Annotated in this window: 33 protein-coding genes; 21 read left to right on the top strand and 12 right to left on the bottom strand. The window is 26.3% G+C overall.

Annotation, left to right across the window (positions count from 1 at the left end; genetic code table 4):
* Positions 1-20 precede the first annotated feature (20 nt).
* Positions 21-725: a glycerol-3-phosphate 1-O-acyltransferase PlsY gene (gene plsY, locus MCRO_RS01935; protein ID WP_041594043.1), complete on the bottom strand. Its 705-nt coding sequence runs from the start codon at positions 723-725 to the stop codon at positions 21-23.
* Positions 726-832: 107 nt separating this feature from the next.
* Between plsY and mf1 the strand changes: the two genes are divergently transcribed.
* The 15 genes from mf1 to atpC all read left to right on the top strand — a co-directional run bounded on the left by mf1 (position 833) and on the right by atpC (position 12,665).
* Complete coding sequence (gene mf1 / locus MCRO_RS01930) at positions 833-1,594, top strand: diacylglycerol cholinephosphotransferase Mf1 (RefSeq protein ID WP_013054432.1); 762 nt, start codon at positions 833-835, stop codon at positions 1,592-1,594.
* The gene (locus MCRO_RS04200; protein WP_013054177.1) at positions 1,582-2,385 is read left to right on the top strand and encodes a sugar phosphate nucleotidyltransferase; all 804 of its coding nucleotides are present in this window, start codon (positions 1,582-1,584) and stop codon (positions 2,383-2,385) included. Before mf1 ends, MCRO_RS04200 begins: the two co-directional genes overlap by 13 nt.
* Positions 2,386-2,417: 32 nt before the next feature.
* On the top strand, positions 2,418-3,422 hold the full coding sequence (locus MCRO_RS04195) for a pyridoxal-phosphate-dependent aminotransferase family protein (RefSeq protein WP_013054305.1): 1,005 nt from the start codon (positions 2,418-2,420) through the stop codon (positions 3,420-3,422).
* Complete coding sequence (locus MCRO_RS01915) at positions 3,422-3,748, top strand: hypothetical protein (RefSeq protein WP_041594041.1); 327 nt, start codon at positions 3,422-3,424, stop codon at positions 3,746-3,748. Before MCRO_RS04195 ends, MCRO_RS01915 begins: the two co-directional genes overlap by 1 nt.
* Positions 3,749-3,858: 110 nt before the next feature.
* Positions 3,859-5,208, top strand: coding sequence for a DNA recombination protein RmuC (gene rmuC, locus MCRO_RS01910; RefSeq protein ID WP_013054713.1), 1,350 nt, complete (start codon positions 3,859-3,861; stop codon positions 5,206-5,208).
* Positions 5,209-5,216: 8 nt separating this feature from the next.
* Positions 5,217-5,675 (top strand): NanQ anomerase/TabA/YiaL family protein, encoded by a 459-nt coding sequence (locus MCRO_RS01905; protein WP_013054746.1) that lies wholly within the window; start codon positions 5,217-5,219, stop codon positions 5,673-5,675.
* A 93-nt stretch (positions 5,676-5,768) separates the two neighbouring features.
* Positions 5,769-6,209, top strand: a complete 441-nt coding sequence (locus tag MCRO_RS01900; protein ID WP_013054595.1) for a hypothetical protein — start codon at positions 5,769-5,771, stop codon at positions 6,207-6,209.
* Positions 6,196-6,939, top strand: coding sequence for a F0F1 ATP synthase subunit A (locus tag MCRO_RS01895; protein WP_013054466.1), 744 nt, complete (start codon positions 6,196-6,198; stop codon positions 6,937-6,939). Before MCRO_RS01900 ends, MCRO_RS01895 begins: the two co-directional genes overlap by 14 nt.
* Before the next feature lie 9 nt (positions 6,940-6,948).
* The gene (atpE, locus tag MCRO_RS04255) at positions 6,949-7,254 is read left to right on the top strand and encodes an ATP synthase F0 subunit C (protein ID WP_013054208.1); all 306 of its coding nucleotides are present in this window, start codon (positions 6,949-6,951) and stop codon (positions 7,252-7,254) included.
* 31 nt (positions 7,255-7,285) lie between these two features.
* Entirely contained in the window at positions 7,286-7,870 is a 585-nt protein-coding gene (atpF, locus tag MCRO_RS01885; RefSeq protein ID WP_013054261.1) for a F0F1 ATP synthase subunit B, read from the top strand.
* The gene (gene atpH, locus MCRO_RS01880; RefSeq protein WP_013054275.1) at positions 7,870-8,427 is read left to right on the top strand and encodes an ATP synthase F1 subunit delta; all 558 of its coding nucleotides are present in this window, start codon (positions 7,870-7,872) and stop codon (positions 8,425-8,427) included. The genes atpF and atpH overlap by 1 nt, the downstream gene beginning before the upstream one ends.
* Complete coding sequence (gene atpA / locus MCRO_RS01875; RefSeq protein ID WP_013054178.1) at positions 8,417-10,000, top strand: F0F1 ATP synthase subunit alpha; 1,584 nt, start codon at positions 8,417-8,419, stop codon at positions 9,998-10,000. Before atpH ends, atpA begins: the two co-directional genes overlap by 11 nt.
* Complete coding sequence (gene atpG, locus MCRO_RS01870) at positions 9,993-10,844, top strand: ATP synthase F1 subunit gamma (RefSeq protein WP_013054443.1); 852 nt, start codon at positions 9,993-9,995, stop codon at positions 10,842-10,844. The genes atpA and atpG overlap by 8 nt, the downstream gene beginning before the upstream one ends.
* Before the next feature lie 8 nt (positions 10,845-10,852).
* A complete protein-coding gene (atpD, locus tag MCRO_RS01865; protein WP_013054350.1) occupies positions 10,853-12,253 on the top strand; it encodes a F0F1 ATP synthase subunit beta in 1,401 nt (466 codons plus the stop codon).
* Entirely contained in the window at positions 12,243-12,665 is a 423-nt protein-coding gene (atpC, locus tag MCRO_RS01860; protein ID WP_013054210.1) for an ATP synthase F1 subunit epsilon, read from the top strand. Before atpD ends, atpC begins: the two co-directional genes overlap by 11 nt.
* A 537-nt stretch (positions 12,666-13,202) precedes the next feature.
* Here atpC and MCRO_RS04275 read toward each other — a convergent pair.
* Positions 13,203-13,361, bottom strand: a complete 159-nt coding sequence (locus MCRO_RS04275) for a DNA cytosine methyltransferase (protein ID WP_369126130.1) — start codon at positions 13,359-13,361, stop codon at positions 13,203-13,205.
* 22 nt (positions 13,362-13,383) lie between these two features.
* Positions 13,384-13,581, bottom strand: coding sequence for a DNA cytosine methyltransferase (locus tag MCRO_RS04270; protein WP_369126129.1), 198 nt, complete (start codon positions 13,579-13,581; stop codon positions 13,384-13,386).
* Here MCRO_RS04270 and MCRO_RS04225 point away from each other — a divergent pair.
* Positions 13,580-13,711 (top strand): hypothetical protein, encoded by a 132-nt coding sequence (locus MCRO_RS04225; protein ID WP_274376992.1) that lies wholly within the window; start codon positions 13,580-13,582, stop codon positions 13,709-13,711. The genes MCRO_RS04270 and MCRO_RS04225 overlap by 2 nt on opposite strands.
* On the opposite strand, the gene MCRO_RS01850 is transcribed toward MCRO_RS04225, so the two are convergent.
* From MCRO_RS01850 to MCRO_RS01830, 6 genes are all read right to left on the bottom strand, one after another.
* Positions 13,692-14,135: an iron-sulfur cluster assembly scaffold protein gene (locus tag MCRO_RS01850; RefSeq protein ID WP_049757054.1), complete on the bottom strand. Its 444-nt coding sequence runs from the start codon at positions 14,133-14,135 to the stop codon at positions 13,692-13,694. The two genes, MCRO_RS04225 and MCRO_RS01850, sit on opposite strands and share 20 nt — an antisense overlap.
* Positions 14,125-14,793, bottom strand: coding sequence for an aminotransferase class V-fold PLP-dependent enzyme (locus MCRO_RS04185; protein ID WP_238523095.1), 669 nt, complete (start codon positions 14,791-14,793; stop codon positions 14,125-14,127). The genes MCRO_RS01850 and MCRO_RS04185 overlap by 11 nt, the downstream gene beginning before the upstream one ends.
* Before the next feature lie 199 nt (positions 14,794-14,992).
* Positions 14,993-15,283 carry an aminotransferase class V-fold PLP-dependent enzyme gene (locus tag MCRO_RS04180; protein ID WP_238523094.1) on the bottom strand — a complete coding sequence of 97 codons (291 nt, stop codon included), beginning with the start codon at positions 15,281-15,283 and terminating at the stop codon, positions 14,993-14,995.
* A gap of 7 nt (positions 15,284-15,290) precedes the next feature.
* Positions 15,291-15,719 (bottom strand): hypothetical protein, encoded by a 429-nt coding sequence (locus tag MCRO_RS01840; protein ID WP_013054792.1) that lies wholly within the window; start codon positions 15,717-15,719, stop codon positions 15,291-15,293.
* On the bottom strand, positions 15,706-16,158 hold the full coding sequence (locus MCRO_RS01835; RefSeq protein ID WP_013054333.1) for a transcription antitermination protein NusB: 453 nt from the start codon (positions 16,156-16,158) through the stop codon (positions 15,706-15,708). The genes MCRO_RS01840 and MCRO_RS01835 overlap by 14 nt, the downstream gene beginning before the upstream one ends.
* Before the next feature lie 35 nt (positions 16,159-16,193).
* On the bottom strand, positions 16,194-17,057 hold the full coding sequence (locus MCRO_RS01830; protein ID WP_013054574.1) for an ECF transporter S component: 864 nt from the start codon (positions 17,055-17,057) through the stop codon (positions 16,194-16,196).
* A gap of 86 nt (positions 17,058-17,143) precedes the next feature.
* On the opposite strand from MCRO_RS01830, the gene MCRO_RS01825 reads away from it, so the two are divergent.
* Positions 17,144-18,661 carry a phospho-sugar mutase gene (locus tag MCRO_RS01825; RefSeq protein WP_013054730.1) on the top strand — a complete coding sequence of 506 codons (1,518 nt, stop codon included), beginning with the start codon at positions 17,144-17,146 and terminating at the stop codon, positions 18,659-18,661.
* Here the strand turns inward: MCRO_RS01825 and MCRO_RS01820 are convergent.
* Entirely contained in the window at positions 18,651-19,106 is a 456-nt protein-coding gene (locus tag MCRO_RS01820; protein WP_041594038.1) for a hypothetical protein, read from the bottom strand. The two genes, MCRO_RS01825 and MCRO_RS01820, sit on opposite strands and share 11 nt — an antisense overlap.
* A gap of 164 nt (positions 19,107-19,270) precedes the next feature.
* Here MCRO_RS01820 and efp point away from each other — a divergent pair, with 164 nt between their 5' ends.
* From efp to MCRO_RS01805, 3 genes are all read left to right on the top strand, one after another.
* Positions 19,271-19,834, top strand: coding sequence for an elongation factor P (gene efp, locus MCRO_RS01815; protein ID WP_013054765.1), 564 nt, complete (start codon positions 19,271-19,273; stop codon positions 19,832-19,834).
* Positions 19,834-20,136, top strand: a complete 303-nt coding sequence (locus tag MCRO_RS01810; RefSeq protein ID WP_013054265.1) for an MMB_0454 family protein — start codon at positions 19,834-19,836, stop codon at positions 20,134-20,136. Before efp ends, MCRO_RS01810 begins: the two co-directional genes overlap by 1 nt.
* A 112-nt stretch (positions 20,137-20,248) precedes the next feature.
* On the top strand, positions 20,249-22,585 hold the full coding sequence (locus MCRO_RS01805; protein ID WP_013054205.1) for a hypothetical protein: 2,337 nt from the start codon (positions 20,249-20,251) through the stop codon (positions 22,583-22,585).
* 36 nt (positions 22,586-22,621) lie between these two features.
* Here MCRO_RS01805 and tsf read toward each other — a convergent pair whose 3' ends face one another.
* Positions 22,622-23,497, bottom strand: coding sequence for a translation elongation factor Ts (gene tsf, locus MCRO_RS01800; protein ID WP_013054140.1), 876 nt, complete (start codon positions 23,495-23,497; stop codon positions 22,622-22,624).
* 2 nt (positions 23,498-23,499) lie between these two features.
* On the bottom strand, positions 23,500-24,450 hold the full coding sequence (rpsB, locus tag MCRO_RS01795; protein WP_013054335.1) for a 30S ribosomal protein S2: 951 nt from the start codon (positions 24,448-24,450) through the stop codon (positions 23,500-23,502).
* 313 nt (positions 24,451-24,763) lie between these two features.
* Between rpsB and MCRO_RS01790 the strand changes: the two genes are divergently transcribed.
* Complete coding sequence (locus MCRO_RS01790) at positions 24,764-26,377, top strand: potassium transporter TrkG (protein ID WP_238523093.1); 1,614 nt, start codon at positions 24,764-24,766, stop codon at positions 26,375-26,377.
* Positions 26,378-26,757 lie beyond the last annotated feature (380 nt).

The raw sequence follows: 26,757 nt of genomic DNA, 5'->3' as shown, positions 1-26,757 counted from the left end.
AAAAAGTGGCCAGCACTTTCTTATAAAACATTATTTTTTACAACTTCTTTGTTTTTACCAGTTTTACGTTCATTACCATTTATTAAATTGTTAATATTTGATCTATGAGCAAAAATTAATAAGCATGCACAAATTACATAAATTATCCCAGGGTAGTATCAACCAACATAGTTTAAATTGTTAAAACCAAGTAGACCAGTTATCATTCAAGGAATAAAAGCAAACCCTATCATAATAACACTTGTAAGCATTGATCCTAGTGAAACATATCTTGTTAGAAAAATTGTTCCAAAAAAGAAAACAGCAGCAATTGGTAAAAATAATGGATTAAGTGCAATTAGAACTCCTAGTGAACAGGCAGCGCCTTTTCCACCTTTAAATTTAAAGAAAATAGGATAAATATGACCTATCACAACCCCTAATCCTGCAACTGTTGGAATTGTTCCATATTCCATTGCTAAAATAGGTTGATAATAGTTAAATAGAGTAACACAACCGATGCAAACATAAGTTTTAATAATATCTAGAATAAGTACTATAAAAGCAAATTTTTTACCAAAAGTTCTTAACGAATTTGTTGCACCAGCATTACCAGAATGATAGTTTCGTACGTCTCTTCTTTTCTTTCATCTACTTAAAATTATTGAAGTATTTAAACTTCCAATTAAATATGAAATTAATAAAATTAGCAAGTTTACTAATATAATAAAAAATGTTTCTTTCATAAAAACAATTATAAACAAGTTTAAACAAATAAATGTAATATTATTAATAAATAAGTTTGAAAAAAACACATCTTAATAGTATAATTTTTAATAAATGGTGGTAATTTATGGATGTTAAAACAAAGAATAAACAAAAAGAACTACTTAAGATATTTGATGAATTTTTATTAATTTGCAATAAAAACAACTTATTTTATTCATTAGCTTATGGCACTTTATTGGGCGCTTATAGAAAAGAAAAAATGATTGAATGAGATGAAGATATGGATTTATTAATTGATGAAAAAACATATGATTTCTTAAAGATTAATCATCCAGACAATATCATTTACAAACCCGAAGAAAATAATCCTTATCCTATACCTAAATTCGTAATAAAAAAAGATGAATTTAATATAGATGCTGCTTCTATAGATTTATTTGTAATTACCAAATCAACTATGAAACAATTAAATAAGTATTGTAATTCACCATTTATAAAGATAAGAGCATTTAAAGCATCGATGAATAGAAACGTTTTTTTTAAATACAAAAAATTAAGTAAGGTTTTATCATTTTTATGTAATTTATTTTTCTTTTGATCTAAAAAATTAACTACTGATGAAGCAATAAAATATCTGAATAGAACCAAGCAAGAAAAAGATACATATTTTATTACTTGCTGACCTAAAAATTCATATAAAAAACAAAACATTTTGCATAATGAAAAAATTAATGAACTAAAAGTTATTACTTTTGAAAATAGAAGTGTAAAATGTATTGGTAATGTTGAAGAACTTTTAGAACAATGATATGGAAAGGATTTTAGAGTTGAAAAAAAAGACAATAAAACTAAATTTTATGGGTATTATGAATTATGGAAAAAATAAATAATAAAATAAATAATGCAATAATTTTTGCCGCAGGTAAAGGAACAAGAATGTCTCCTTTAACTCAATATATTCCAAAACCTTTAATTAAGGTTAGAGGTATTCCACTTATAGAAAGAAATATTGAATATTTAAAAATGTTAGGTATAAATAATATTTCAATTGTTGTGGGATATTTAGGTGATCAATTTAAATATCTACAAGAAAAATACGGCGTTAAATTAATAGAAAATCCAGATTATGAAACAAGCAATAATATATCAAGTTTATATTATTCTCATAATCTTTTTAATAATACTTTATATATAGAAGGTGATTTATTTATCGATGATATCAATGTTTTTAAAAATGCGGTTTCATTGATTAAAGAAAATTATAATTCAATAGCTTTTTCACAAAAAAATAAACAACATAACTCAGAATGAGGTTTTGTAAATGACTTACTTGGAAATGTAATTAAACATAAATTATATAAAGATTCATATAACAAAAATATTTGAAGTGGTTTTTTATTTTTAAATGAAGATATTTGCAAAGAAATAAATGAAAAAATTGGTGAATATTATCAAAATGAAAAAAATAAGCAAAATTATTTTGAAACATTTTTATGAACTTTAAAGTCGAAAATGAAACATATTTCACTAGGTGTTAATGTAATTAATGAACTTGATAGTTTCAATGACTTATTAAAAATTGATGAAACTTATAGCATCAATTTAATACCACCTTATTTACTCCTGGTCCGGTTAATAACTATAAAGAAATTAGCGACATTTTATCTCAAACAGTAATTCATCACCGTTCAGAGTTATTCACTTATTATATGTCTGAAACAGTGGAAATGTTAAAAGATTTATTTCAAACAAAAACTGCTTTACCAATGATAATGACTTGTTCAGCTACTGGTTTACTAGAGGCGACAATAGTTAATTTATTAGAAAAAAACGACAAAGTTTTAAGTATTGTTAATGGAGACTTTAGTAATCGTTTTAAAATAATGGCTCAACAAATGGGCTGCAATGTTGATACATTAGAATATCAAGATGGAACTACATTTAATATAAGAGATGTTAATAAGGCTCTTAAAAACAATGAATATAAGGCTTTAATTGTAACTTGACATGAAACAAGCACAGGTGTTTTAAATGATATTCATGCTCTATCAAAATCACTAAAGAAATTTGCGCCTAACACACTATTTATAGTCGATAGTGTAAGTGCTATTATTAATCATGACTTAAATTTCGATAAAAACAACATTGATATAGCTTTTGCTACATCAGGTAAGGGTTTTTCGGTTATGCCTGGTTTAAGTGTACTTTGTGCTTCTCATAGAGCAATTGAAGAATCAAAGAGAAATAAGAATTATAAATTCTACTTTGATTTTTCAAAATATGAATCTTATTATAATGATTTTAAATCAACACCATTTACACCAGCTTCAAGTATTTTAATGGCTATGCATGCAAGCTTGGTTATAATGAAAAATGAAACAATAGAAGAAATCAGAAGAAAAAAAGAAGTAATATATAACTATCTTGACAAAGAGTTTTCAAAAATGGGATTCGAAAATAAAATTGAATATCAAAATAGAACATTAGGATTACTTGTTGTAGATGCTCCAGAAGGGATTGAAACCATCAAGTTGAGAAATACTTTAGACTATAAACACAACATTTATATGGAACTAGGTAGATTATCAAAAAGAAACAGCCAACTTAGAATTGGTATATCTAACACAATTACATTAGATGATGCTAAAAATTTAGTAATGGAAACAAAAAATTATTTAAATGAACTTAAGAAGAATAAAAAGAAAGAGGAATAATGGAGAAATCAGTTGACTTGGAAAAAGTTAGATTATTAGCAGAACAAATTATTGAATTAAAAAAAGAAGTAGCGATATTAAATAAAGATTTAAAAAATGAATTTGACGGAGTAGATGTTGAAGTTGATGAAATACTAAGCAATGGTTCAAGACTAACATATAAAATATCTAAACCAAAAGCTAAATTTGACTATATTTCATATGCCGCTTTCTTGTTTCAAGCACTTAAAAAAGGTGAAAAATACAGCGAACAAGAATTAGATGAAATTCTTGAACAATTCAGGGTTGAAAAAAAAGAAAAATGAACATTAAAAATAACTAAATAATCATCAAGAAAGAACTAAGTATCTTTACAAAAGTGCTAATTAGTTCTTTTTTAGTTTAATTTCAATAAAAGAATAATTAAAATATAATTATAATTATACAAGGAGAAAAAATGAGTACAAATGCAACATTAATAATATCAATAGTTTTATCATTTATTTCATTGATTATCGTTATCACCGCCTCAATTTTAGGCGTCATTTTGATTAAAAAAATGAAAAATAATCAACCTAAAGAAATGTCTCTTGTAGAAAATAAAACAGAAGATTTTCTAAGAGATCAAAACGCTTATTTAAAAGCAAATATTGAAAGTATCAAAGAGATTGGAAAAAATAGTAAAGAATGAAATGAGCATATTTCAAATGAATTAAAAATTAAACTTTCTGAATTGAATGATGCAAAAGAAAAGATTCAAAAAGATTCGAACCTTTGAAGGGATGAAGAAGTAAAAAGAAGTGATGCTAATGTACAAAAAATCAATAGCAGTCTTGAACTTGGTTTTGAAAAAATAATTAAACCAAAACTTGAAAATGAATTTGGAAATCTAGAAAAAAATGTAAGTAACTTACAAGAAAAAATTCATGACTTACAGAAGCTTTCAAGTAATATCGAGGAACTTAAATCAATATTTAACAAAAGTTTTAAAAGTCTAGGAACTGTTGGTGAAATTGCTCTTGAAAAGATACTTAGTGACTCTTTTATTGAAGGACAAGGATTTTACCGACAATATGATATGGGAGATAGAAAAATAGTTGACTTTGCTATAACAATAGGACAAGAAGAAGGAAACAATAATACATTACTTCCAATTGATTCTAAATTCCCATTAGAAGCCTTTAAAGATTATTTAGATATAAAATCAAATCCAAATTCAACACAATCGGAAATAACTAATGCTGAAAAGTATTTTGCAGATAACATTAAAAATAAAGCTAAAGATGTAGCCTCAAAATATATTATTCAAAACAAAACAACTGATGTAGCTCTTATTTTTATCCCTTCTGAGGCAATTTTTACAGAAATTATTTCACTTAAAGGCGGAACATTAACCGAGGAAATAAGAAAGAATTACAAAATCGAATTCATTTCTCCATCTATAACAAATTATATTGTTTCAATGATATCGACATGACATAATCGCTTTAAAGATTCGATGTATGCAAAAGAATTTGTTGATTTAATAGATCAGTTTGAAAAAAAATATTTATCAAGAGAAAAGAAAATTGAATCAATTGCCAAAAGAGCTATTTCGCTCAATAATGAATTAACGGATTTATTAAAATCTGATCAAAAACTTTTCTTGAATTTACACAAATTCAAAAACAGTAAAAAAAGAATGTGAACTTCGTTTGAAAAAGATGAATCACTTTTGCAAGCAAGAATTGAAAATTCCAAGATTCTTGATGATATTTACGATGAAATAGATGAAGCTGAATTATTAGAGAATAATTCACTAGAATAGAGGAAAATATGATTTATGATAAATTAAGCAATATCCATAAATACTATGGAATTAATAAAAATCTAGATAGAGCAATAGATTGATTAAAAAATAATAACTACTTAAAAGTAGATTTAGGAATCACAAAAATTGATGATGATATTTTTTTTAAAAGAATTAAATGTGAAACATTAAACGATGATAATTTACTTAGCGAGTTTCACTATCAATATGCAGATATTCATTTATATGCAGGATTTCAAGATGATATTTCTTATGTTGCAAATCCAGAATTAAAGTCAAGCAACATAGTTCAAGAATATAATAAAAAAGACGATATTGTATTTTATAAAAATCCAGCAAAAGAAGGAAGAGCGCCAATAAAAGAAAACACTTTTGCTTTATTTATGCCTTTCGAAGCGCATGCTCCAAGACGAAATAAAAAAGAAAATGAAATTGAAAAAATCATCATGAAAATAAGATGATAATATTTTCATCAATAACAAAAAAAATATTTAAAACTTTTTCAACCATTTTTTTAAAAAGTTTTAAAATAACAATAGCACAAAACCAGGAGCAAAATGAAACAAGGAAAATTTAATAAAATTTTTTATATAGTTTTTTTTGGAAATTTCTCAATAGTAAATTTAATATTAATTAGTTTATGAAGTATAAATTATGCTTTATTTTTAGGATTTACTGTTGGAGCCTTAAGTTCATATTTGCTTTATGAAGTAAATACTTTATGTATTTATCTCATCTATAAAGGTAAAAAAAGTGCTATATTCTTAGGAATGACTAAATTCATTATCAATATGTCTTTAGTAGCAGTAATATTAATTATTTCATTATTAATTAATAAGTCATATATAACTATAAACAAGTTAAATAAGTATCCAATTGATGCACCAATTAATATATTTGCATATATTTTTGGTATCACTTTAATACCTATTTCATTGCTATTTAGTAATAGCATTTATAATTATAAAAAAAAGAGAGGTAAAGATGGATATTATTAAAGATAATTTATTTGATTCTTGAAACCAACCTCAACTTTTTTCTTTATTTATTACTGCAATTATAATAATGATAATTTCATTAATAGTCTTCTTTAAAGTGAGAAAAGCAAAACCAGAAGAAGCTCCAAGCGGTCTTTTGTTAATTACAGAGGCTTATGTAGGTGTTGTAGAAAATTCGTTCAATACATCAACTAATGGAAAGATTTCTAAAGCAAGATATTACATTTTTACTCTTGCTACATTTTTATTGGTAGGGAACTTAGTTAGTATATTTGGACTTGAACCAATAACTACTTCATATTCTGTTCCGTTTGTATTAGCGCTTGCTTCATGATTAGGAATTTATGTCGTAGGGTTTGCCTATCAAAAATGGAGATTCTTCAAAAAATATATAAATATTATTGAAGTTGTTGGTCAATTTGCACCACTTATCTCATTAGGCTTTCGTATTTATGGAAACATAATTGGTGGAGGAACAATTGTATTTATGATATACCTTGTTTGTGGTATGTTATGAAGATTAATCCCAGGGTTAGAAAATCATGAATGATATTTCTTTGCTCCAATAATTACCCCATTTTTCCATATATATTTTGATTTACTAGGAGCATTTATACAAGCATATGTCTTTTCTCTATTAACAACAATATATTGAGTTAATGAATCTGAAGTAGAAATTAAAGAAAAGAAAAAAGTTAAAACCATTAAGGTTAAACAAGAAATTTATTAAGGAGAAAATATGTTAGATAAAATCACAACATTATTAGAAAACACAACACCAGTAGCTGCAGAAGCACAAAAAGCTGCAGATAAAGGTCTAGGATTTGGACTTGTAGGAATTGGAATCGGTTTAGCCATGGTTGGTGTTTTAGGAACAGGAGTTGGACAAGGATTTGCTGCTGGAAAAGCTGCAGAAGCAGTCGGAAGAAATCCAGAAGCCGAATCTAAAATTCGTTCAATGATGATTATTGGTATGGCTATATCAGAATCGTCAGCTATTTATGCATTAGTTATATCAATTCTTTTATTATTCGTTTATAAGTAATTATTTTTAGTTAAATTATGGAAATTAAATAATGAATATTATTGAAAAAATAACAAATATTAATTTTGCAAAAATAGATGCACCTACATCAATAAGTGAATCAATAAGTGAAAGATTTTTAAAAATCTTTCCTAATGTTCCTATGATGATTGCAACAATTATTTCATTTATTTTGTGTTTTTTATTCTTGACTTACTTTTTATATAAACCAGTTAAGAAAGCAATGATGAAAAGACACGAATTTATTCAAAAGAACATAGATGATTCGATTGAATCAAAAATTGAAGCAGCAAAATTGGTTGAAACAGCAAACGAAAAACTAAAAGAAGCACACAAACAATCAGACATTGTAATTAATCAGGCGAAAACAAGAGCAGAAAAAGTAATACTTTCATATACAACAAAAGCTAAAAGTGATGCAAAACACTTACTTGAAGAAGCACATTTAGATATAGAAAGTCAACAAATAGAATTTGAAAGAGAATCTAAAAAACGTATAGCAGAAGCTGCTGTAGATTTATCAAAAAAAATTCTAAAAAAAGAAATTTCAAAATCTACACAAAAAGAAATAATAGATGACTTTCTAAAATCAAAGCTTGTTAAAGAGGAAAATTAATGTATGTAAAAGCTAATCCTGTAGGGTATGCAATTGCGTTCTATGACCTAATTAAAGAAGTCGGTGATTTTAAACCGATTCATACACAAGTTAATAAATTAAAGGATGTTCTGGTTGAAAATAATGATTTAGTAGCTTTTCTAAATACTAAATCTATCCCAATTAAAAAGAAGTTTGAAATTATTGATGAAATTTTTGATGACTTAGATCGTAGACTAATTAATTTAGTTAAAGTTGTTACAGAAAGAAATAATGCTTTATTGCTTAAGCATATTTTAATTCATTACCTTAGATTATCTAATAATGAACTAAATATTAAATTTGCAAGAATAGTAACCGCTGAAAAATTACAAAAAACAGAATTACAAAAAATCAAGAAAAAGTTGGAAACTTTATACAAAGAAAAATTTGAACTTAAAAACGAAGTTGATGAAGACTTAATAAGCGGTTATCAAATTCATTTAGGTTCAGAAATCATTGAAAGAAACATTAACAATGATTTAGAAAAAATAAAACATGAAATTATAAAGGAAAGAGAGGGAATAAATGCCAAGTAGATTACAAGATATTTCAGCAATCATTAGAGATAAAATAAAAAACTTTGATAGCAAAATCGACTATGCAGAAATTGGAAGAGTTATTTCTATTGGAGATGGTATTGCATTAGTAAATGGTTTAGAAAATGTAATGAACTCTGAAATAGTTATATTTAATGATTCAACATATGGATTAGCATTAAACCTCGAAGAAGAAGTTGTAGGAGTAACTATTTTTGGTGATATCACTTCAATTTCTGAAGGTGATATTGTTAAAAGAACTGGAAAAGTTATTAGTGTAGCTGTTGGTGATAAATTGCTCGGAAGAGTAATTGATTCACTAGGGAATCCAATTGATGGAAAAGGTCCTATTAAAAGCAATAAAACAAGAGAAATTTTTAGAGTAGCAAGTGGTGTTATGTCTAGAAAAGAAGTTAATCAACCACTTGAAACTGGTATTATAGCTATAGATTCAATGATACCAATTGGAAAAGGACAACGTGAGTTAATAATTGGAGATAGACAAACTGGAAAAACAGCTATTGCTATTGATACAATAATTAATCAAAAAGACAAGAATGTTAACTGTGTTTATGTAGCTATCGGACAAAAAAATTCAACAGTTGCACAAATAGTTAAAAAACTTGCAGATACTGGCGCTTTAGAATATACAACAATAGTTGTTTCGGGTGCTAGTGAATTAGCTCCTCAACAATATATTGCCCCTTATACAGGAGTTACAATTGCTGAAGAATGAATGGAAAAAGGAAAAGATGTTTTAATAGTTTATGATGATCTATCAAAACATGCTATTGCATATAGAACATTATCGTTATTACTAAGAAGACCACCAGGCAGAGAAGCTTATCCTGGAGATGTTTTCTACTTACACTCACAACTTTTAGAAAGAGCAGCAAGAGTTACACAAGAAAATGGTGGTGGTTCAATTACTGCTTTACCTATCATCGAAACTCAACAAGGAGACATATCAGCCTATATTCCAACAAATGTTATTTCTATAACTGATGGTCAAATATTCACAAAAGAAAACCTATTTAATTCAGGACAAAGACCTGCAGTTGATGTTGGTTTTAGTGTTAGCCGGGTAGGTAGTGCAGCACAAATCAAAGCCATGAAAAAAGTAGTAGGTTCTTTAAAACTAGAATTGGCTCAATATAATGAAATGTCAGCTTTTGCTCAATTCGGTTCAGATCTTGACGAATCAACAAAGACAATATTAAATCACGGTGGAAAAGTTTATGAACTTCTAAAACAAGAACAATATCAACCTATTTCACAAATTGCCCAATCAATAATTCTTTTAGGAGTTAAAGAAAGAATCATTAATCCACTTCCAAAAGAATACATTAAAAACTATAGAGATGCAGTTTTAAAATATATTGAAGTTGGTGGAGATGGAAACCAATTAGCCTTAGACATAGCCACATCAGGAGAAATTAGTGTGGAAAATTATGCTAATATTGAAAAAGCTTTAGTAAAAATTGTTAATTCAATAGTTGCATCAATTCCTAATTATAATGTTGAATCAAACACACCAATGCCTGCAAAATATAAAGAGATAAATAATGGCTAGTTTAACAGCTTTAAAAAGCAGAATTAATGTAATTCAAAACACTAAAAAGATTACTCACGCAATGGAGTTAGTAGCTTCATCAAAATTAAGAAAAGCAAGAGAAAACTTTCAAAGTATTCAAAGTTATCAAAATAATCTTGAAACCATTTTTAATGAGTTACTTATGCATATTACTCCAGAAGAATATTATTCTGTTTTTCCAAAAACTAAAGGTATTGATTCAAAGTTATATATCTTAATAACATCTGATTTAGGACTTTGTGGTTCTTATAATTCTAATTTAGTTAACATGTTAAAAAACAAATTAACTGATAATGACAAAATTATTATTATCGGTTCAAAAGGATATGCAGCATTAGCTCATGGAGAACATAAAGATAAAATAATTACTGTTTATAATGACTATGGTGATACTGTTTCATATACTCTTGGAAGTGAGATAAGTAGAATTGCAGAAGATTTATATTACCACAAAAAAATTAGTCAAGTTAATATAATATATACAAAATTTATAAGTAATGTTGTTCAAGAACCAGTTGATTTAAGAATTTTTCCTTTCGAAATTGAAAGTAAAAATTACATTAATGTTTCACCAATAGAATTCGAACCAAACATTCATACTATTCTAAAAAACTCTGTTCCGCTATATATGGCAAGTATGATATATTGTTTAGGAACATCTTCAAAAATATCAGAAATGGCTTCAAGAAGAACGGCCATGGAAAATGCTACTGATAATGCACAAGAATTAACTCATGAGTTAAATCTTGAATATAATAGAAAAAGACAAAGTCTAATCACACAAGAAATTAATGAAATTGTTTCTGGTGCTGATGCTACATAGGAGGAAATATGACAAAAAATAAAGGTAATATTATACAAATATTAGGACCTGTTGTAGATATAAGATTTGCAAATGGTAAACTTCCAAAGTTATTAAACGCTCTTACCATTGAACATGATAACAAAATTTTTACTCTTGAAGTAGCGCAACACATTGGAGATGATACCGTAAGAAGTATTTCAATGGTATCAACGAATGGTCTTTCACGTGGTTTAGAAGTAATAGATACAGGTGCTCCTATTTCTGTTCCGGTTGGAAATGAAGTATTAGGCAGAATGTTTGACGTGTTAGGAAATCCAATTGATTTACTACCTAGTCAAAAATGAAATAAACTTAACCCTATTCATGCACTTCCACCAACATATGAAGAACAAAAATCAACAAGTGAAATTTTAGAAACAGGAATAAAAGTTATTGACTTATTAATTCCTTATTCTAAGGGTGGAAAGATTGGGCTTTTTGGTGGTGCTGGAGTTGGTAAAACAGTTCTTGTTCAAGAATTAATAAACAATATAGCAACCGAACACAATGGTCTTTCTGTTTTTGCTGGAGTTGGTGAAAGAACTAGAGAAGGGAATGATCTATACCATGAAATGAAAGCTGCTGGTGTTTTAGATAAAACAGCATTAGTTTTCGGACAAATGAATGAACCTCCCGGTGCTCGTATGAGAGTAGCACTAACAGGATTAACAATGGCTGAATATTTTAGAGACGAACAAAACCAAGATGTTTTATTATTCATTGATAACATTTTTAGATTTACTCAAGCTGGTTCAGAAGTTTCTGCTTTACTAGGTCGTATGCCTTCAGCAGTTGGTTACCAACCAACATTAGCTACTGAAATGGGTCAATTGCAAGAACGTATTACGTCAACAAGAAGGGGTTCAATAACCTCGGTTCAAGCCGTTTATGTGCCCGCTGACGATTTAACTGACCCAGCTCCTGCTACAACATTTACACACCTTGACGCTAAAACTGTTCTAGATAGAAACATTGCTGCATTAGGTATATATCCGGCCATCGATCCACTTACATCAAGTTCAAGATTGCTAGATCCCTTAGTTGTTGGTAATGAACATTATAATGTTGCCCAAGGTGTTTTAAATATCTTGCAAAGATTTAAAGAATTGCAAGATATTATTGCGATTTTAGGAATGGGTGAATTATCTGAAGAAGATAAAAAAATAGTTGCTAGAGCAAGAAGAATAAGAAACTTTTTATCTCAACCTTTTCATGTCGCAGAAAAATTCTCTGGAATTCAGGGTTCATATGTAAGATTAAGTGATACCATAAGAAGTTTTAAGGCAATTTTAGATGGTGATTTTGATGATTTACCAGAAGATTTTTTCAGATATGCCGGAAGTATTGATGATGTAATCCTTAGAGCAAAGAAGGATAATGGCAAATAATAAAACACACTTGACAATTACAACACCAACAAAGGTTTTTTATGAAGGAATGGTTAATATTGTTACATTAAAAACACCTAATGGTTATATAGGATTACAAGCAAATAAATCTCCCTTCTTTTCTAATATAGAAATAGGAAACTTATATATTAATTCGGAAAAAGATAAAGATTTTCAACGTTGTGCAATTGGTGGTGGATTGGTTTATGCTGATTCTCAACGTGTAAATATTATTACCGATGATATAGTTTATTTCAAAGATATTGATTTATCAAGAGCTAACAGAGATAAAGAGTGAGCACTTGAACAAATGCAAATTCACCAAAATTCAAACTCTAAATTTAGTCTTGAAATTAAATTGAAAAAAGCTCTTTCAAAAATCGAAGCATATAATGAAATAAACAAGAAATAAAAAGCAATTAACTTAAAAGTTAAATGCTTTTTTTAATTACTTAAGACTTTTATATATTGAGTTAATGAGTTTATCTTCATTATATTCATTCATAAAGTTCTGTGCGAATTCTTTAACTGTTTTACTGTTTAATAGGATATTTGAAATTATAATTTTTTGATCATACTCCATCCCTATGCCAAGTTTTAAATTGGTATGGCAAACAGGTCATAATTTAACTAAATTATTTTCATGATCCAACGCTATGTTATTACCTAATGAAATATTATGATGAATCTCAAAATATGGTTTGTTAGTTTTTTATGAATAAAAGTTCTATTATTTAATTCATATTTTCCTTTACAACCCATACACTCATCAAGTGTAAATAGTCTAACTAATTCTACAATGTATTTATTTCTATTAATATTCCAGTAGGAGAAGCTATTCCGTTTAATAATTCTTTTTCTGATGGTATTTATTGTTCCGAAATACAATTTCTTACCAAAAATCTTGGTGCTAAAATAATTTAATCTCGTAATAAATGAATTTTTTTCTTTATTTTATAGAACTCCAAAAATCCTTACCATTTAATATTCCATAACTTATGTTATATCCATGGTGTTCCATTCTTTCTATAATTTCATTTAGAAAATAACCATTACAAGTATTTAGTAAATTTTTAACATTTTCTATAATAAAAATTTCTGGTTTTAATATTTTACTATATCAATATATTCTAAAAATAAAAAATTCCCAAGATCATTAAGACCAAGTTTTTTTCTTTTAAACTAAAACCTTGACATGGCAGACCGCCTATAATCATGTTAACACCAAGATTTTTTGATTGATTAATTATCAATTGTTTTATATCACTATTAGTGATATCATCCGTCAAAGTCTTTGAATTTGGAAAATTTTTAGTAAATGTTTCTATGGCGTTACCATCAAAATCAACAGCTAAAACTGTTTTAAATTACTTATTCTTTTCTAATTCATATGAAAAACAACCAGCACCACTAAATAAATCTAATATCTTGAATTTCATTATTTGTTTACTAACTTAAACTCTTTTTTTATACTTTCACATATAAATTTAGCACAAGATAAGCGATTAAGGTGGATTTTAACATTATAAAAACATCATAATTCATTTAGTTTTTCTATTAGAAGATCATCAAAATTATTAGGATTATCCAAAAATAAATAATATAACTCAATATATTTGTAAATTTCTTCACTTGATTTACCTATTATATTTTTTAAAAATATTTCACTTGAAGCTTTAAAAATAGCACATCCTTTAGCTTCATAAATAACTTGGTTAAGTTTGTTTTGGTTTCAAAATAAACTTATTTTTAATGTATCAGCACACGAAGAACTATAATAAGTTCGTTCCTTATGTTCTAAATGAGAAAAATCACAACTAAATTGAGAATTCAAGTAGTTATTCATTATTATTTCTCTAGCTTTATTTTGATTAAAATTCAAGAAAATCACCTCCATTTTTTAATTCATTAACCAACTTATCTATATCATCATAATTATTATAAATTGCTAATGAGATTCTTAAATAAGAATTATCACTTTTTATATTTCTTAAATATGGAGCACAAAAAATTCCGGCAATAGTATAAATATTTTTATCCCCCAAATAAGTAGCGACATCTTGAGCATTAACATTCTTAACATTTATTAATGCAATTTTATCTCCTGGTTTACTATAAAGATCTATATTATCAAGTTTAGATAATTCATTATGTAAATAAATACTTAAATCATCAAGAATTGCATTAGTTCTTTTGTAACCTATTGAATCGAAGAAATTCAATGATTCATTAAACATATAAATACCAGCCAAATCTGGTGTTCCAGGTTCAAAAATAGTTATAGTATCTTTTAGTGTTCATGAGTTATCTTTATTAATATTTGCTACTGAACCGCCTCCAAATTTACTTGGACTGACCTTTCTTAGTAATTCACTTTTTATCCCTAAAACACCTAAACCAGTAGGACCATAAAATTTATTTGCAGAAAAAGCGATAACATCACAAGAATTAAAACTCACTTTTTCATGAGCTATTGCTTGTGCAGCATCATTTATTAAAATCGAATTGTATTTTTTAGCCTTTTTATAAATCTTTTCCAAATCAATATTCTCATTAAAAATTATTTGTTTCTTGTGATAGAGAAATTACTTTTACATTTTCATCAATATCATTCATAATATCTTCAGAAACTTTTATTGAAGCGCCCAACCGATTTTAGCCCATTTCTATTCAAAGGAAGCATGTTTGATGAATGGTTATATGCACTCAAAAAGAATAACATCACCTTTTTTAAGTAATCTAGAAATCATGATAGCAAATATTATTAATTGATTCCGTTGTTCCGCTGGTAAAAATTATGTTTTCTTCTGCATCATCGAGTAGCTTAGCAATCTTTTTACGGGTATCAGAAATAGTCTTAGTTATGATATTTCCTAGTGGTGTATCGGCTGTTCTTGTACTTACGGAAATATGATTATAGAAATAATTTAAAGCATTAATTGCACTTGTTGGTTTTAAAACAAGTGCTGCATTATCAAAATAAGTTATTTCTTTTAAAATTGGAAATTGACTTCTTATTTCTTTATTCATAATTCTCCTATTTAATAATTTCTAAAAAATCCATCAGAAAGTTGTTATATCTATGTTTTAATTCCAACTTCTGAAGTTCATCAATAAAGCTATTATAATAGTCTCTCTTTAAACTATTAATTTCATCCTTATTTGCTGATGTATATGGATTTTCAGTAAATAATTTATGTGATTTTTTTGTTAGAAACTCGAACTTTAAAATCTCATAAGAATAATAATAAAAAAAGTTTTTGAAAAGTGGTTTATTATTTATTACAAATTTAGATTCAATTAGTTCATAATAAGAATCAACTGTTCTTTTTGCTAAATTAGATTTTTTTAATAAAAATAATTCATGTAGTTCAATACTACATGTATTTGTTTTTTTAAAGTAAACAAGAGCAAAATTTAGAGCATCTTCCAATGCTTCAATTTTTGTTCTCTTAATTAGAGCCATCTTTTTCGTCCTTTAGTTGATTCGATTCCAAAGCAACAATTGCCTTGTATACATTTTGTAAAATAGCATTAACAAATTTATAATACTTATCATCATCTGGAGTCATACAAAAATAGTCTTTAGTTATTTCAACGGCTTCATTTATCACTATCCTTGGTGGGATTGTAAATAACTCAGCTGAAGCATTTATTAAAATCGCTTTGATAAGCGGTGGAATTCTTAATCAAGCTCAATTTTGATTTAAGAATTTAGCGATTATACTTTTTAAAAAGTCATAGTTGTTATCTATTTTTTCTATAAATTTAACTTGTTCATTTGATAAGAAACTAAACTCTTGAAATGCAATGGCTGCATCTATTTTCTCATTAAAAAGTTCAAATCTATATAAAACTTGAATTACTTCTTCTCTATTTTGTCTTCGTGATTTTTTTACTTCCATAATAACTCCAATACTAAAATATTATAAACTATTTATTAATATTGGTATAATAAAGGTTCTACTAAATATCTGTTTCTTAAATACTCAAATGGTTGTATCAACATTATTAATAATGAAGTATATATTGGAATCGTTATTAAAGATTTAAGAATGTTATTAGCCATTCAAAAATAATAGAAATCCCCATAAGTTCTTAATGCGTATCCCGGCTTTGAATTATTGACGTAATTTAAATAGTTTATATATGCAATAGGATGTCAAATTCATCTGAATATAACAATGACTAAAACAACTATAGCAAAGGCGCTTATGTACAAAATAATACGTTTATTTCTTGTTTTAAAATATATTATCCAAAACACACTTAATAGAATAATTAATCCGAAAAATAGTATGGATAAACCTATAACAATTCCGCTTGAAAGTTTGTTGATTCCAAATGTTCTTGAAATTGTAAATAAACCATCTTCTTTCAATCCTTTTGATTGTAATATTATTACTAATAACGACATAAAAAAGGCTAATAAAACTATAACATTTGGTGCAATATATGAGAATCATTTAACATTTCTTACTAAATAAAAGTACATAGATGAAGCTAAAGATATCATTGGCGGTATTATAGAAAACTCTCACATTCAATAGCCTATTGATCCGGAAATCATTAACGTTAAAGTGTCTGCAATAAATGCTAAAACAGCACCTTTAAATCAACCTAAAAAGAATCCGAATAATATAAAAAATAAATATTTAAAATTTAGGTTTAATAATCTAAAAGCTGTATATTTTGTAAATACAGAAAGAATTAGAATCATAGCGATAAAAAATCCTGATACTGCAATTTCCATAGTCGTTAATTTAAATGTGTTTTTGATTTTTGAATTAATTTGTTCTTTCATTTTACCTGCCTTATAATAATAGTTATTATAATTGAAAAACTTTTTTAATCTTTACAATACAAAAATTATTTTAATATAATACTTTTATGAAAAACTATGAAAAACTTGACTTTGGAACCGCTGGTATTCGTGGAATACTCGGTCCAAATGAAAATCAACTAAATGAAAATTATATATATCAAATAGCAAATGGGGTTGCCAAATATTTAAAACAAAATAAATGCTTAAATCAGAGTGTTGTTATAGGTAGAGATAATAGAAGAAAATCAAAAGATTTCGCTCTTCTTTTTGCTCACATTATTTCATCATATGGAATAAAAGTTTATTATAGCCAAGAAATAACTCCTACTCCTTTTTTAAGTTATTTAATATTGAAACTAAAAGTTGGAATTGGGATTAATATTACAGCTAGTCATAATCCTGCTCAATATAATGGTGTAAAACTTTATAACAAAAATGCTAATCAAATGCTTCCTGACGAAATAAAAGAACTAAAGGCATTTTTTGAACCTTATAAAAATATTTTAAATACATTAGATACCTACAATGATATTTCAAATATTGAATATGTAGAACCAAAGTTAAAAAGTGAATATATTCAAAAAGTAATAAAAGTTGGAGGTGGTTTTAACCAAGGTAATTTAAGAATAGCTTATTCTCCTCAACATGGGACCGGTGCATATTACGCAACCAGAATATTAGATGCTCTAGTTGATATTAAAAATACTTATTTTGCTACAAAACAAATGATTGAAGATCCAAATTTTACTTATTCAGAAAATCCTAATCCCGAATCACTAAGTGCCTATACCGAATTAATTAATGTTGCAAGAAATAACAATGACATTGATTTATTAATAACAACCGACCCCGATTCAGACAGAGTTGGTGCAATGATTAAACATAATGATGAATATGTTTTACTTGATGGAAATCAAACGGCAACAATAATACTTGATTATTTAATTAATTTTAATAAAGGTAATCTTGAAGACACTTACATGGTCTATTCATATGTATCAAGCAATTTACCAGCAATTATAGCAAAGAAAAATAATGTTAAAGTTTTTGAAGTTCCAACAGGATTTAAATGAATAGGTGATTTAATTAATAAGAATCAAAATTTAAGACATTTATTTTCTTTTGAAGAAAGTTATGGTTCGTTAATAGATGAAGAACTCGCAAGAGATAAAGATGCTTTGCAATCATTAGTAATAATTATTAAAATAGCACAATACTATAAAAATAAAGGTATGACATTGATAGATGCATTAAATAGTATTTATAGAAAATATTCATTTGTAAAATCAAAAACAATATCACATGAAATGAGTGATATGTCTATGATCAAGAATTTTAGAGAAAAATTCAATTCTCTATCATTTCCAAACAGTACATATCAAAAGATTGATTATTTAAATGATAATAATCCTACTGATATGATTAAGTATAAATTTGATGATAACTCTTGAATTTCATACCGCCCTTCAGGAACTGAGCCAAAAATTAAATTTTATATCTTCGCACTGGACAAAGATGAAGCCACAGCTCAAAATAAATTAGAAAATTACCAAAAAATTATTGAAGTTCTAATTAAACACTAGAACATGAAGCATCAGAACCTGATGCTTTTTTAATTAAATTTATTAAACGAGGTAGTTTTTTGTTTTCTTTATTTAATGATTCAATTAACTTTTTAAGAATGCTAATTTCACAAGTTTGTTCTAATGAAAAACATATTATTTCATTGTATTCATCTCTTTCAAGATTAGTTACTAAATTCTCTGTCTTTATTCTATACAAGCTAGCTATATCTATAAATTCATTCAATAACCCGCTTTTATCAAAAAGTCTATCTAATTTTAAATAATCTTCAGCAATTTCTTCTTTAGATTTAACATCCAAAAAGAAAAAGTATTCATCATCTTCTCCTACTATGATGATTTTTTTGTTAAGTTGTGTTTTCTTTGTGTTATTTATTTTTTCTACGAATTGTTCTTTCAATTGTAGGATTCCTAGTCTAGGAATTAAATTAATTTGTGTTTTCATATCCTAATTGTATGATTTTTTATAGGGTGAATTTTCCCTTTTTTTTCCTTTTTTTAAGTTTTTAAAAAAATATTTTGTTCACCGTATATATACATTTAAAATTTTGCAATAATAAATACATATTAATATATAATAAACATATTATTTAATAATAGGAGAAAAACATGATTAATGTTAATGAATTTAAACCAGGAATTACCTACCAAGACGGTAACGATATTTACATTGTTTTAGAAGCACAACACTCAAAACAAGGTAGAGGACAAGCTAATGTAAAAGCTAAAGTTAAGAATCTAAGAACAGGTTCTACAACCATAAAATCTTATACAGGTGGTGACAAAGTTAAACCTGCTCACATAGATAAAAGAAGAATGAATTATTTGTATAATGATGGTGAAAATATTGTTCTTATGGATAATGAAACATATGAACAAGTTGAAATACCAGTTAAAAACGTTGAATGAGAATTAAACTTTTTAAAGGAAGGTCTTGAAGTTCAAATAAGAAAATATCAAGAAGAAGTATTAGACGTTGAATTATCACCAAATGTTGAATTGTTGGTAGAAAGTGCTCCAGATGCAGTTAAAGGAAACACAACAACAAATCCACAAAAGAAAGTAATTTTAGAAACAGGATTCGAAATCGAAACTCCAATGTTCATTAAAGAAGGTGAATATGTTATAGTTTCTACCGAAACAGGAAAATATCAAGGTAAAGGTTCAAAATAATGAACATAATAAAATCATCATATAGTTTGAATCAAAGCTATATAGTACATGAAAGTGCTTTTCTTGATGTTATACCAAAAGTTATTAATGAAATAAAATATGTAAAATTAGCCAACGATCCCAGAATAAGCTTTGATGAAAAAAATGAAAACTTAGAAATATTTCTAGATCTTAAATTCAAGAGAAATAAAGATCTAGACAAACTAATTAAAACAGTTATTGAAAAAATGGAACAAGAAACAGTTAATTTAATAGATTTTAAACCAAAGAATATCCAAATCAAATTTAATGGATATTACTAATTATTTAACAAGCTAATTAATGGGCTTGTTTTTTTGTATTAACTTTACAAATGCTATTTTTTTACTTTTTTTGTCAAAATCATTATTTCTTTAAATAACAGCATGGAGGTATATGAATAGAAAAAAGAAGATATTAATACTTGGTGCTTGTACAATAGGTATGGCTGCTACCGCTTGTATAGTAGCAACAAGTATAATAGTCACTAAAAAGGACAAAAAGTCTATAGACAAGTCAAATAAGGAAGCAACTCTTAATAAAAGTACAAAAAGTAGAGTTATAAATCATGCAGCAATTGAAGAAACTAAACCTTTAGTAAAGGAAGTGTCTAAAAATAAAGATGGAACAGTAGATCTTGATACTAATATTAAAATTGATAAAAAAGTAACATTATTAAAAAATTTTTCTAAACAACTTGAAAAATCTTTTAATAACTCAAGAGAGTTAATAATAGAAAACAATAATATTAGTAAAACAGATGTAAGAGAAGTTAATAAAATTAATGATAATATTAAGGCAATAGATCTAAAGCGAATAGAATTAAATAAAAATAATAAAACCATTAAAGAATTTAATATAGAGTTTGTAAATAATTTGATTTTATTAAAGCAAGAAAACGTTCTAATGGCCAATTTGATATTTGAAACTAATAAAGAAAAAGGTAATGAAAAAGAGGAAAAATATAAAAAGTTAATCGATGTCTTTTCAGGAAGAATAAAAGAGAAGAATAAAAAATTATCTGAATTATTAACCAAGTTAGAAACAATAAAAAAAGATAAGGAAACATCTAAAATAATAATTGAATATTGAGTAAAATCTATAAATAAATTAATTCAAAATAATAATGATATTAATGAGTTGAACAATCAATTTAACAATTTTGTTCAAACAAGAGTTATAGATGAACATATGGATTTAATAAATAATTTTATTAATTCAAATAATGAATTACTAAGTATCTCATTAACCGAAACAAAATATTTGTTTCATAAATTATTAGAAGAAGAAACTCAATTAAAGAAGAAAAAAGAATTACTATCATTTCAAAAAGATAGTATAAACATCCAAAAGAGTTTAAATGATTATCAAAATTATCATTTATACAATGAATTAGAAAACTTAAATAAAATTAATTTATTAATCAATAAGGAATTTGACTCTGAAGAGAGTGCAAAGTTTTTCGAAATTAAATTCTTAGAATTTTATAAGAAACAGTTGATAGTTAAAACAATGTTAATTAACAAAAAAGCAACATATTCAAAACATCTCACCGTTATAAAAAATGAAGATGAAATTATTATTAATGAAAAAATTAATAGCTTATTAAAATATATTGAAGACAACAATGGTAAAATCGAAAAAGATCGTTTAAAAATTGAAGAATTTCTAATTAAATCCGAAGAAAAATATAGTGATATATTAATTTATCTTAATACTAAAATGGTAAGGGTTAGTGATAAATCTCTTTATATAAATGAATTGCATGAACAAATTAATGTAATTGAAAACAATTCATTAAACATTATGTTTAATTTTAATAGTAAAAGTAATGAAAAAGTAGATAAATTGGTAAGCATTAATAACCTAAAAAAGGAAGCGTTATTACTTCAAAGCGATATAGAAAGTCAAGATGCAACAATTAAAGGAATGTATGTATCAATGGATTTTGAAGATAGGCCAGGACTTCAAGACCTTATAGATAGAATGGTTGAAGATCTTAAAGAAGACATCAAATTACTTGATGTAAAAAATAAAAACATTCAAGCTGCTGAACAAGGTTTAAGTGCCTATATATTAGTTGATAAAGATTTTCAAAATAAAATTGATGAAAATGATAAGCAAAGCGCAGAATTAAAATCAAAATATTTTGCTTATATGGATATTATGGAATATAACAACTTGTTCCTAAATCAATTGACAAATATTGAGATTAAAATAAGCGATAAAATGCTTGAAGATTTTAATCAAGAAACATTACAAGATATTTCTATTTATAAAGAACAAATAGAAAACGAACTAAAAATTATTTTTAGAAAAGAATTAGCAAATACAAATGGAAGTACATTGGAAGATTTTCTAAATTATAAGAAAAGGTTAGATGAGAAAATTTATAAATATAGAAGTGATTATGAAAAATTGGAAAATGAAAAAAGAAAAATAAATGAATTTAATAGAGATAAAAATCTTTTATATGATGATTTAATCAATCAGATTCAAGAATTGAATAAAATTATTAGCAAACAAAAGAACATGATTAAAACATTTAAAGAAAAATTAGAAGAAAAAGTCAATTTTATCTTAAATGAGAAAGACAAGAACATAGTACCGTCTGATTCATATGGAATTAATTTAAGAAATTTTGATAATTCTAAATTTTCAAGAGAAACAAAAGAACAAGTAAAAGAAATAATGGAATTATTCAATACAATTTTTAAAAATTTTGAATTTTAAAAATCAAGCTCATTAAATGGGCTTGATTTTTAATTATTATTTATTTACAAAAGACATAACTTCTTCAGCAAAGTTTGATTGAACTTTTTCAATACCTTCACCAACTTCAAATCTTTTTGCTTCAATTAAAGTAGATTTATGATCTTCTAAGTATTTTCCAACTGATTTTGAATCTTCAATAATGAACGATTGATCAAGTAAAACAATTTCTGATAATTGTTTTGCATATCATCCATCAACTATTAATTTTTGAATCTTTTCAGGTTTTTTATCAAAATCTTTAGGAGTTTCAAAAGCTTCTTTAATATGTTTTACTCTTTCGGCACTCATATCTTTTTCAAAAATAAATTCAGGATTCATTGCAGCTAAGTGCATTGCTACATTTCTAGCAATTTCTTCACTAGTACCTTTAATTCTTACGATTGCAGCAATTAAACCATTTGCATGAACATAGTTTCCTAAAACTTCATCTTTTCCTGCATGCACTTCGAAGAAACGACGGAATGAAACTTTTTCACCAATTGTTGATGTTGCAGCTACGCAAGCTTCTTCTATTGTTTGACCAGAAGCCAATTTAACCTTTAAAGCATCATCATTTGATTTAGGGTTTGCTTTTAAAATCGCAGCAGCAATTTCATTAAGTAATTTAACAAATTTTTCGTTTTTAGCAACAAAATCTGTTTCTGAGTTTAATTCTACTAATACTGACGATTTACCATTTGAAGCAATTGTTACCAATCCTTCAGCAGCAATTCTATCTGCTTTTTTAGCAGCTTTAGAAATACCATTTTCTCTTAACCATTCTTCAGCAGCAGCCAGGTCTCAGTTTGTACTATCTAGAGCTTTTCTACAATCCATCATTCCGGCGTTAGTTTTTTCTCTTAATTTCTTAAGGGTTTCCATATTAACCATAATTAATTCTCCTTAACTTCAGTAGGTTTTTTGAATTCTCTTTTTTCAAAACCTTCTCTATTTGAATCTTTTGAAAAGTTTTTGTTGAATGGTCTTCTACCATTAGGAAATACTCTTTTCGGTTTAGCATTTACTGGGGGTTGATATTCAGGTAAAACTATTAATTCATCTGGTTGATAAGCAAATAATTCTTTCCCACCTCTAGCTTTAACAATAGCATCAGCTAAAATTGTAATAATTAATGAAATTGATTTTGATGAATCATCATTTGCAGGAATTCCAAAATCTACTGAATCTGGGTTAGCATTTGAATCGAGGATACCGATAACTTTAATTCCTTTTTTTCTTGCTTCTTTAACGGCAATTTCATCTTCGTTCGGATCGGCAACAATCATAACTTGTGGAATATGTTTCATGTTTCTTATTCCTTCTAAGTTTTTATGTAATTTATCTAATTCTTTTTGGAAGATTATTGCTTCTTTTTTAGTATATCCTTTAAATCCACTTGCTGCTTTAGCTTCTAAAATTTCCATAGCTTTAACACGAGACATAATTGTTTGATTATTTGTAAGTGTTCCACCTAATCATCTTTCTGTTACATAGAATGATTGAGTTCTTTCTGCTGCTTCTTTGATAGCTGCATGTGCTTGTTTTTTTGTGCCTACAAAAATAAAACTAGCTTTTTTAGCTGCAAATTTATTAATTAATGAATATGCAAATTCTAAGTATTTTTGTGTTTTTGATATATCAATGATATGTGCACCACGGTTTGTTTTACCTGGTACAATGTATTCCTTCATTTTAGGGTTTCATTGATGAACTTTGTGACCAAAGTATGCTCCTGCTTCTAAAAGTTTATCCTTAGAAACAATAGGATTTTTAGCATCTCTAGCTACAACTTCTTTAGCAACAGTTTCTTTTTTAACTGTTTCTTTTTGTGTGTTTTCTGACATTTTTTTCCTTTAGTTTGTTAGTTTAATATTTATTTCCAACACCTAGCACCTCTTCTCAAAGCACACCCAAGTGAATCCATAAATATATTTGATTGAATTTTAAATTCTTTTTAATTTTAGCATATTTTAAATATTTAATGTTTCTTTTTTAAATATTTTATTACTATGTTTTTTACTATTTTTTGTTAAAATAAATTTATATTTACACACCAAATTCTATGTAAATTAGAATTTATTAAGTTTATAATTGATAAGTTAGGAAAAAATGAAGAGAAAATTAAGAGATTCTTTTATTTATAAAATATATTATAAAATGAAAAATTGAAGACAAAATGTATCAAAGATAAAATACATTTTATTAATTTATTTTATTGTAGTGATAATTTCATCATTATTTTTATGAAGTCCATGAACTCAAAATACAACTTTTGAGATGAATGGATCGATCGAAAAGATAGATAGAATCTCATATATAGGAGCTTTATTTACAACTTCGTCTGCATTTAGCGACACAGGATTAGTGGTTGTTGACACTTTTAAACATTGAAACATGTTTGGCCAAGCTATAATAGCAATACTTATTTTGCTTGGCGGTATAGGTATATTTACAATAAAAATATTCATTATAAATTGGATACTTAGAAAGAAAAGTATTTCGTTAAGTGAGATTAATTTAGTTAATACTGAGCGTGGTGGAATAAAAATAAATGAAACTGCAAAATTAGTAATAACATCAGTTAAATTTTTATTGTTTTGCATCTTGCTTTTTGGACTATTATTGTCTTTTTATTTCTACTATGTTCCTCCACAAACAACAGAAGGGATCAAAGAATACATTAATAACAATTACATCTCTCCTTATAATAATTGATCTTTGTCGTTTAGATATGGTTTTTTTCATGTAATATCTGCAATAAATAATGCAGGTTTCGATATTATAGGTGGTAATTCATTGATGCCTTATTACTTAAATTATGGTATTCAAATAATTTTTATATTACTATTAGTCATTGGTGGTTTAGGATTCCCAACACTATATGATATAAGTAATTTTATTATTCATAAAATAACGAGAAAAAAGACAAAATATCATTTTTCTTTATTTACAAAAATGTCTTTAATTTGTTATATTGGAGTATTAATTTTTATCTTTCTATTTAGTTTCATTTTTGAAATAACTTCAACTAATCAAGAATCTTTTTGAAATCTTGTTTATATTCCCAAAGATGATAGATTACTAAATACATTTGACCTAAATAATCCTGTTTTAAAACCTTATGTTGATTTAGGTCAAATGTATGGTTCTACCGGTTCTAAATTATTTGCTTTATTATTCTCGAGTTTTTCAACTAGATCAGCTGGCTTTACAACAATAGATATGTGAAATTTAAGCCCAGGAACAATTGCTACTTTTACAATGGCTATGTTTATTGGTGCTGCCCCATCATCAACTGGTGGAGGAATTAGAACAACTACATTTGCTATTATAATAATGAGTTTGGTTAATAGAATGCTAGGTAGAAAAGAAGTTGTTGCTTTTAAAAGAACAATTAATAAAAATACTGTTAAAATGGCTTTTCAAGTCACATTAATATCAATATCACTCCTCATGATAATAAGTCTAATAAGCGTTTCATCATTTGATATTCACGGCGGATCAATCAACTCTTATTATTCAGTAGATAAATATATTGGTATGAGAAACTACGGAATTGAGCACATTATGTTCGAAGTATCAAGTGCCTTTGGAACCACTGGTTTATCAACTGGATTAACTAAAGAATTGAATACTGCAAGTATAATTGTTATCTTACTTTTAATGTTTATCGGACAATTTGGCGTATCTTCAACTCTACTTGTTTGAGGCAGAAAAAAGAATTACTTTAATAGATATAGTTATATAGAAGATGACTTAGTTATAGGATAAAAAAATAAAATTACTATCTTTAAAAGATAGTGATTTTTTCTTAATACTTATATTATTCTTGAAAAAAGCTTTTAAAAATACTCATTTTAATCATTTTCATTTTCACTAAAAAACTCACCATTTTGAAAATAAAAATGATTTTAAGGCTCATTCATCTACAAAAAAACCACTTTTAAGCAAAAATGATGAAAAATACACGCTTTTAAACTTTTTAAATTTGAAAAAATAAAAAAAGTTATCTATAAAAAACAAAAAAGGTTTTTTAATGTTATTTTATCTACAAAAAAACCACTTTTAAGCAAAAAAGTAAATAATTCATTATTTATTTTCATATACAAAAAATTATATAATAAAAAAACATACAAAAAAGGGGTATATAA

The organism is Mycoplasma crocodyli MP145, from assembly GCF_000025845.1.
Lineage (GTDB): Bacteria > Bacillota_I > Bacilli_A > Mycoplasmatales > Metamycoplasmataceae > Mycoplasmopsis > Mycoplasmopsis crocodyli.
This window is presented reverse-complemented; position numbering and strand designations above follow the sequence as displayed.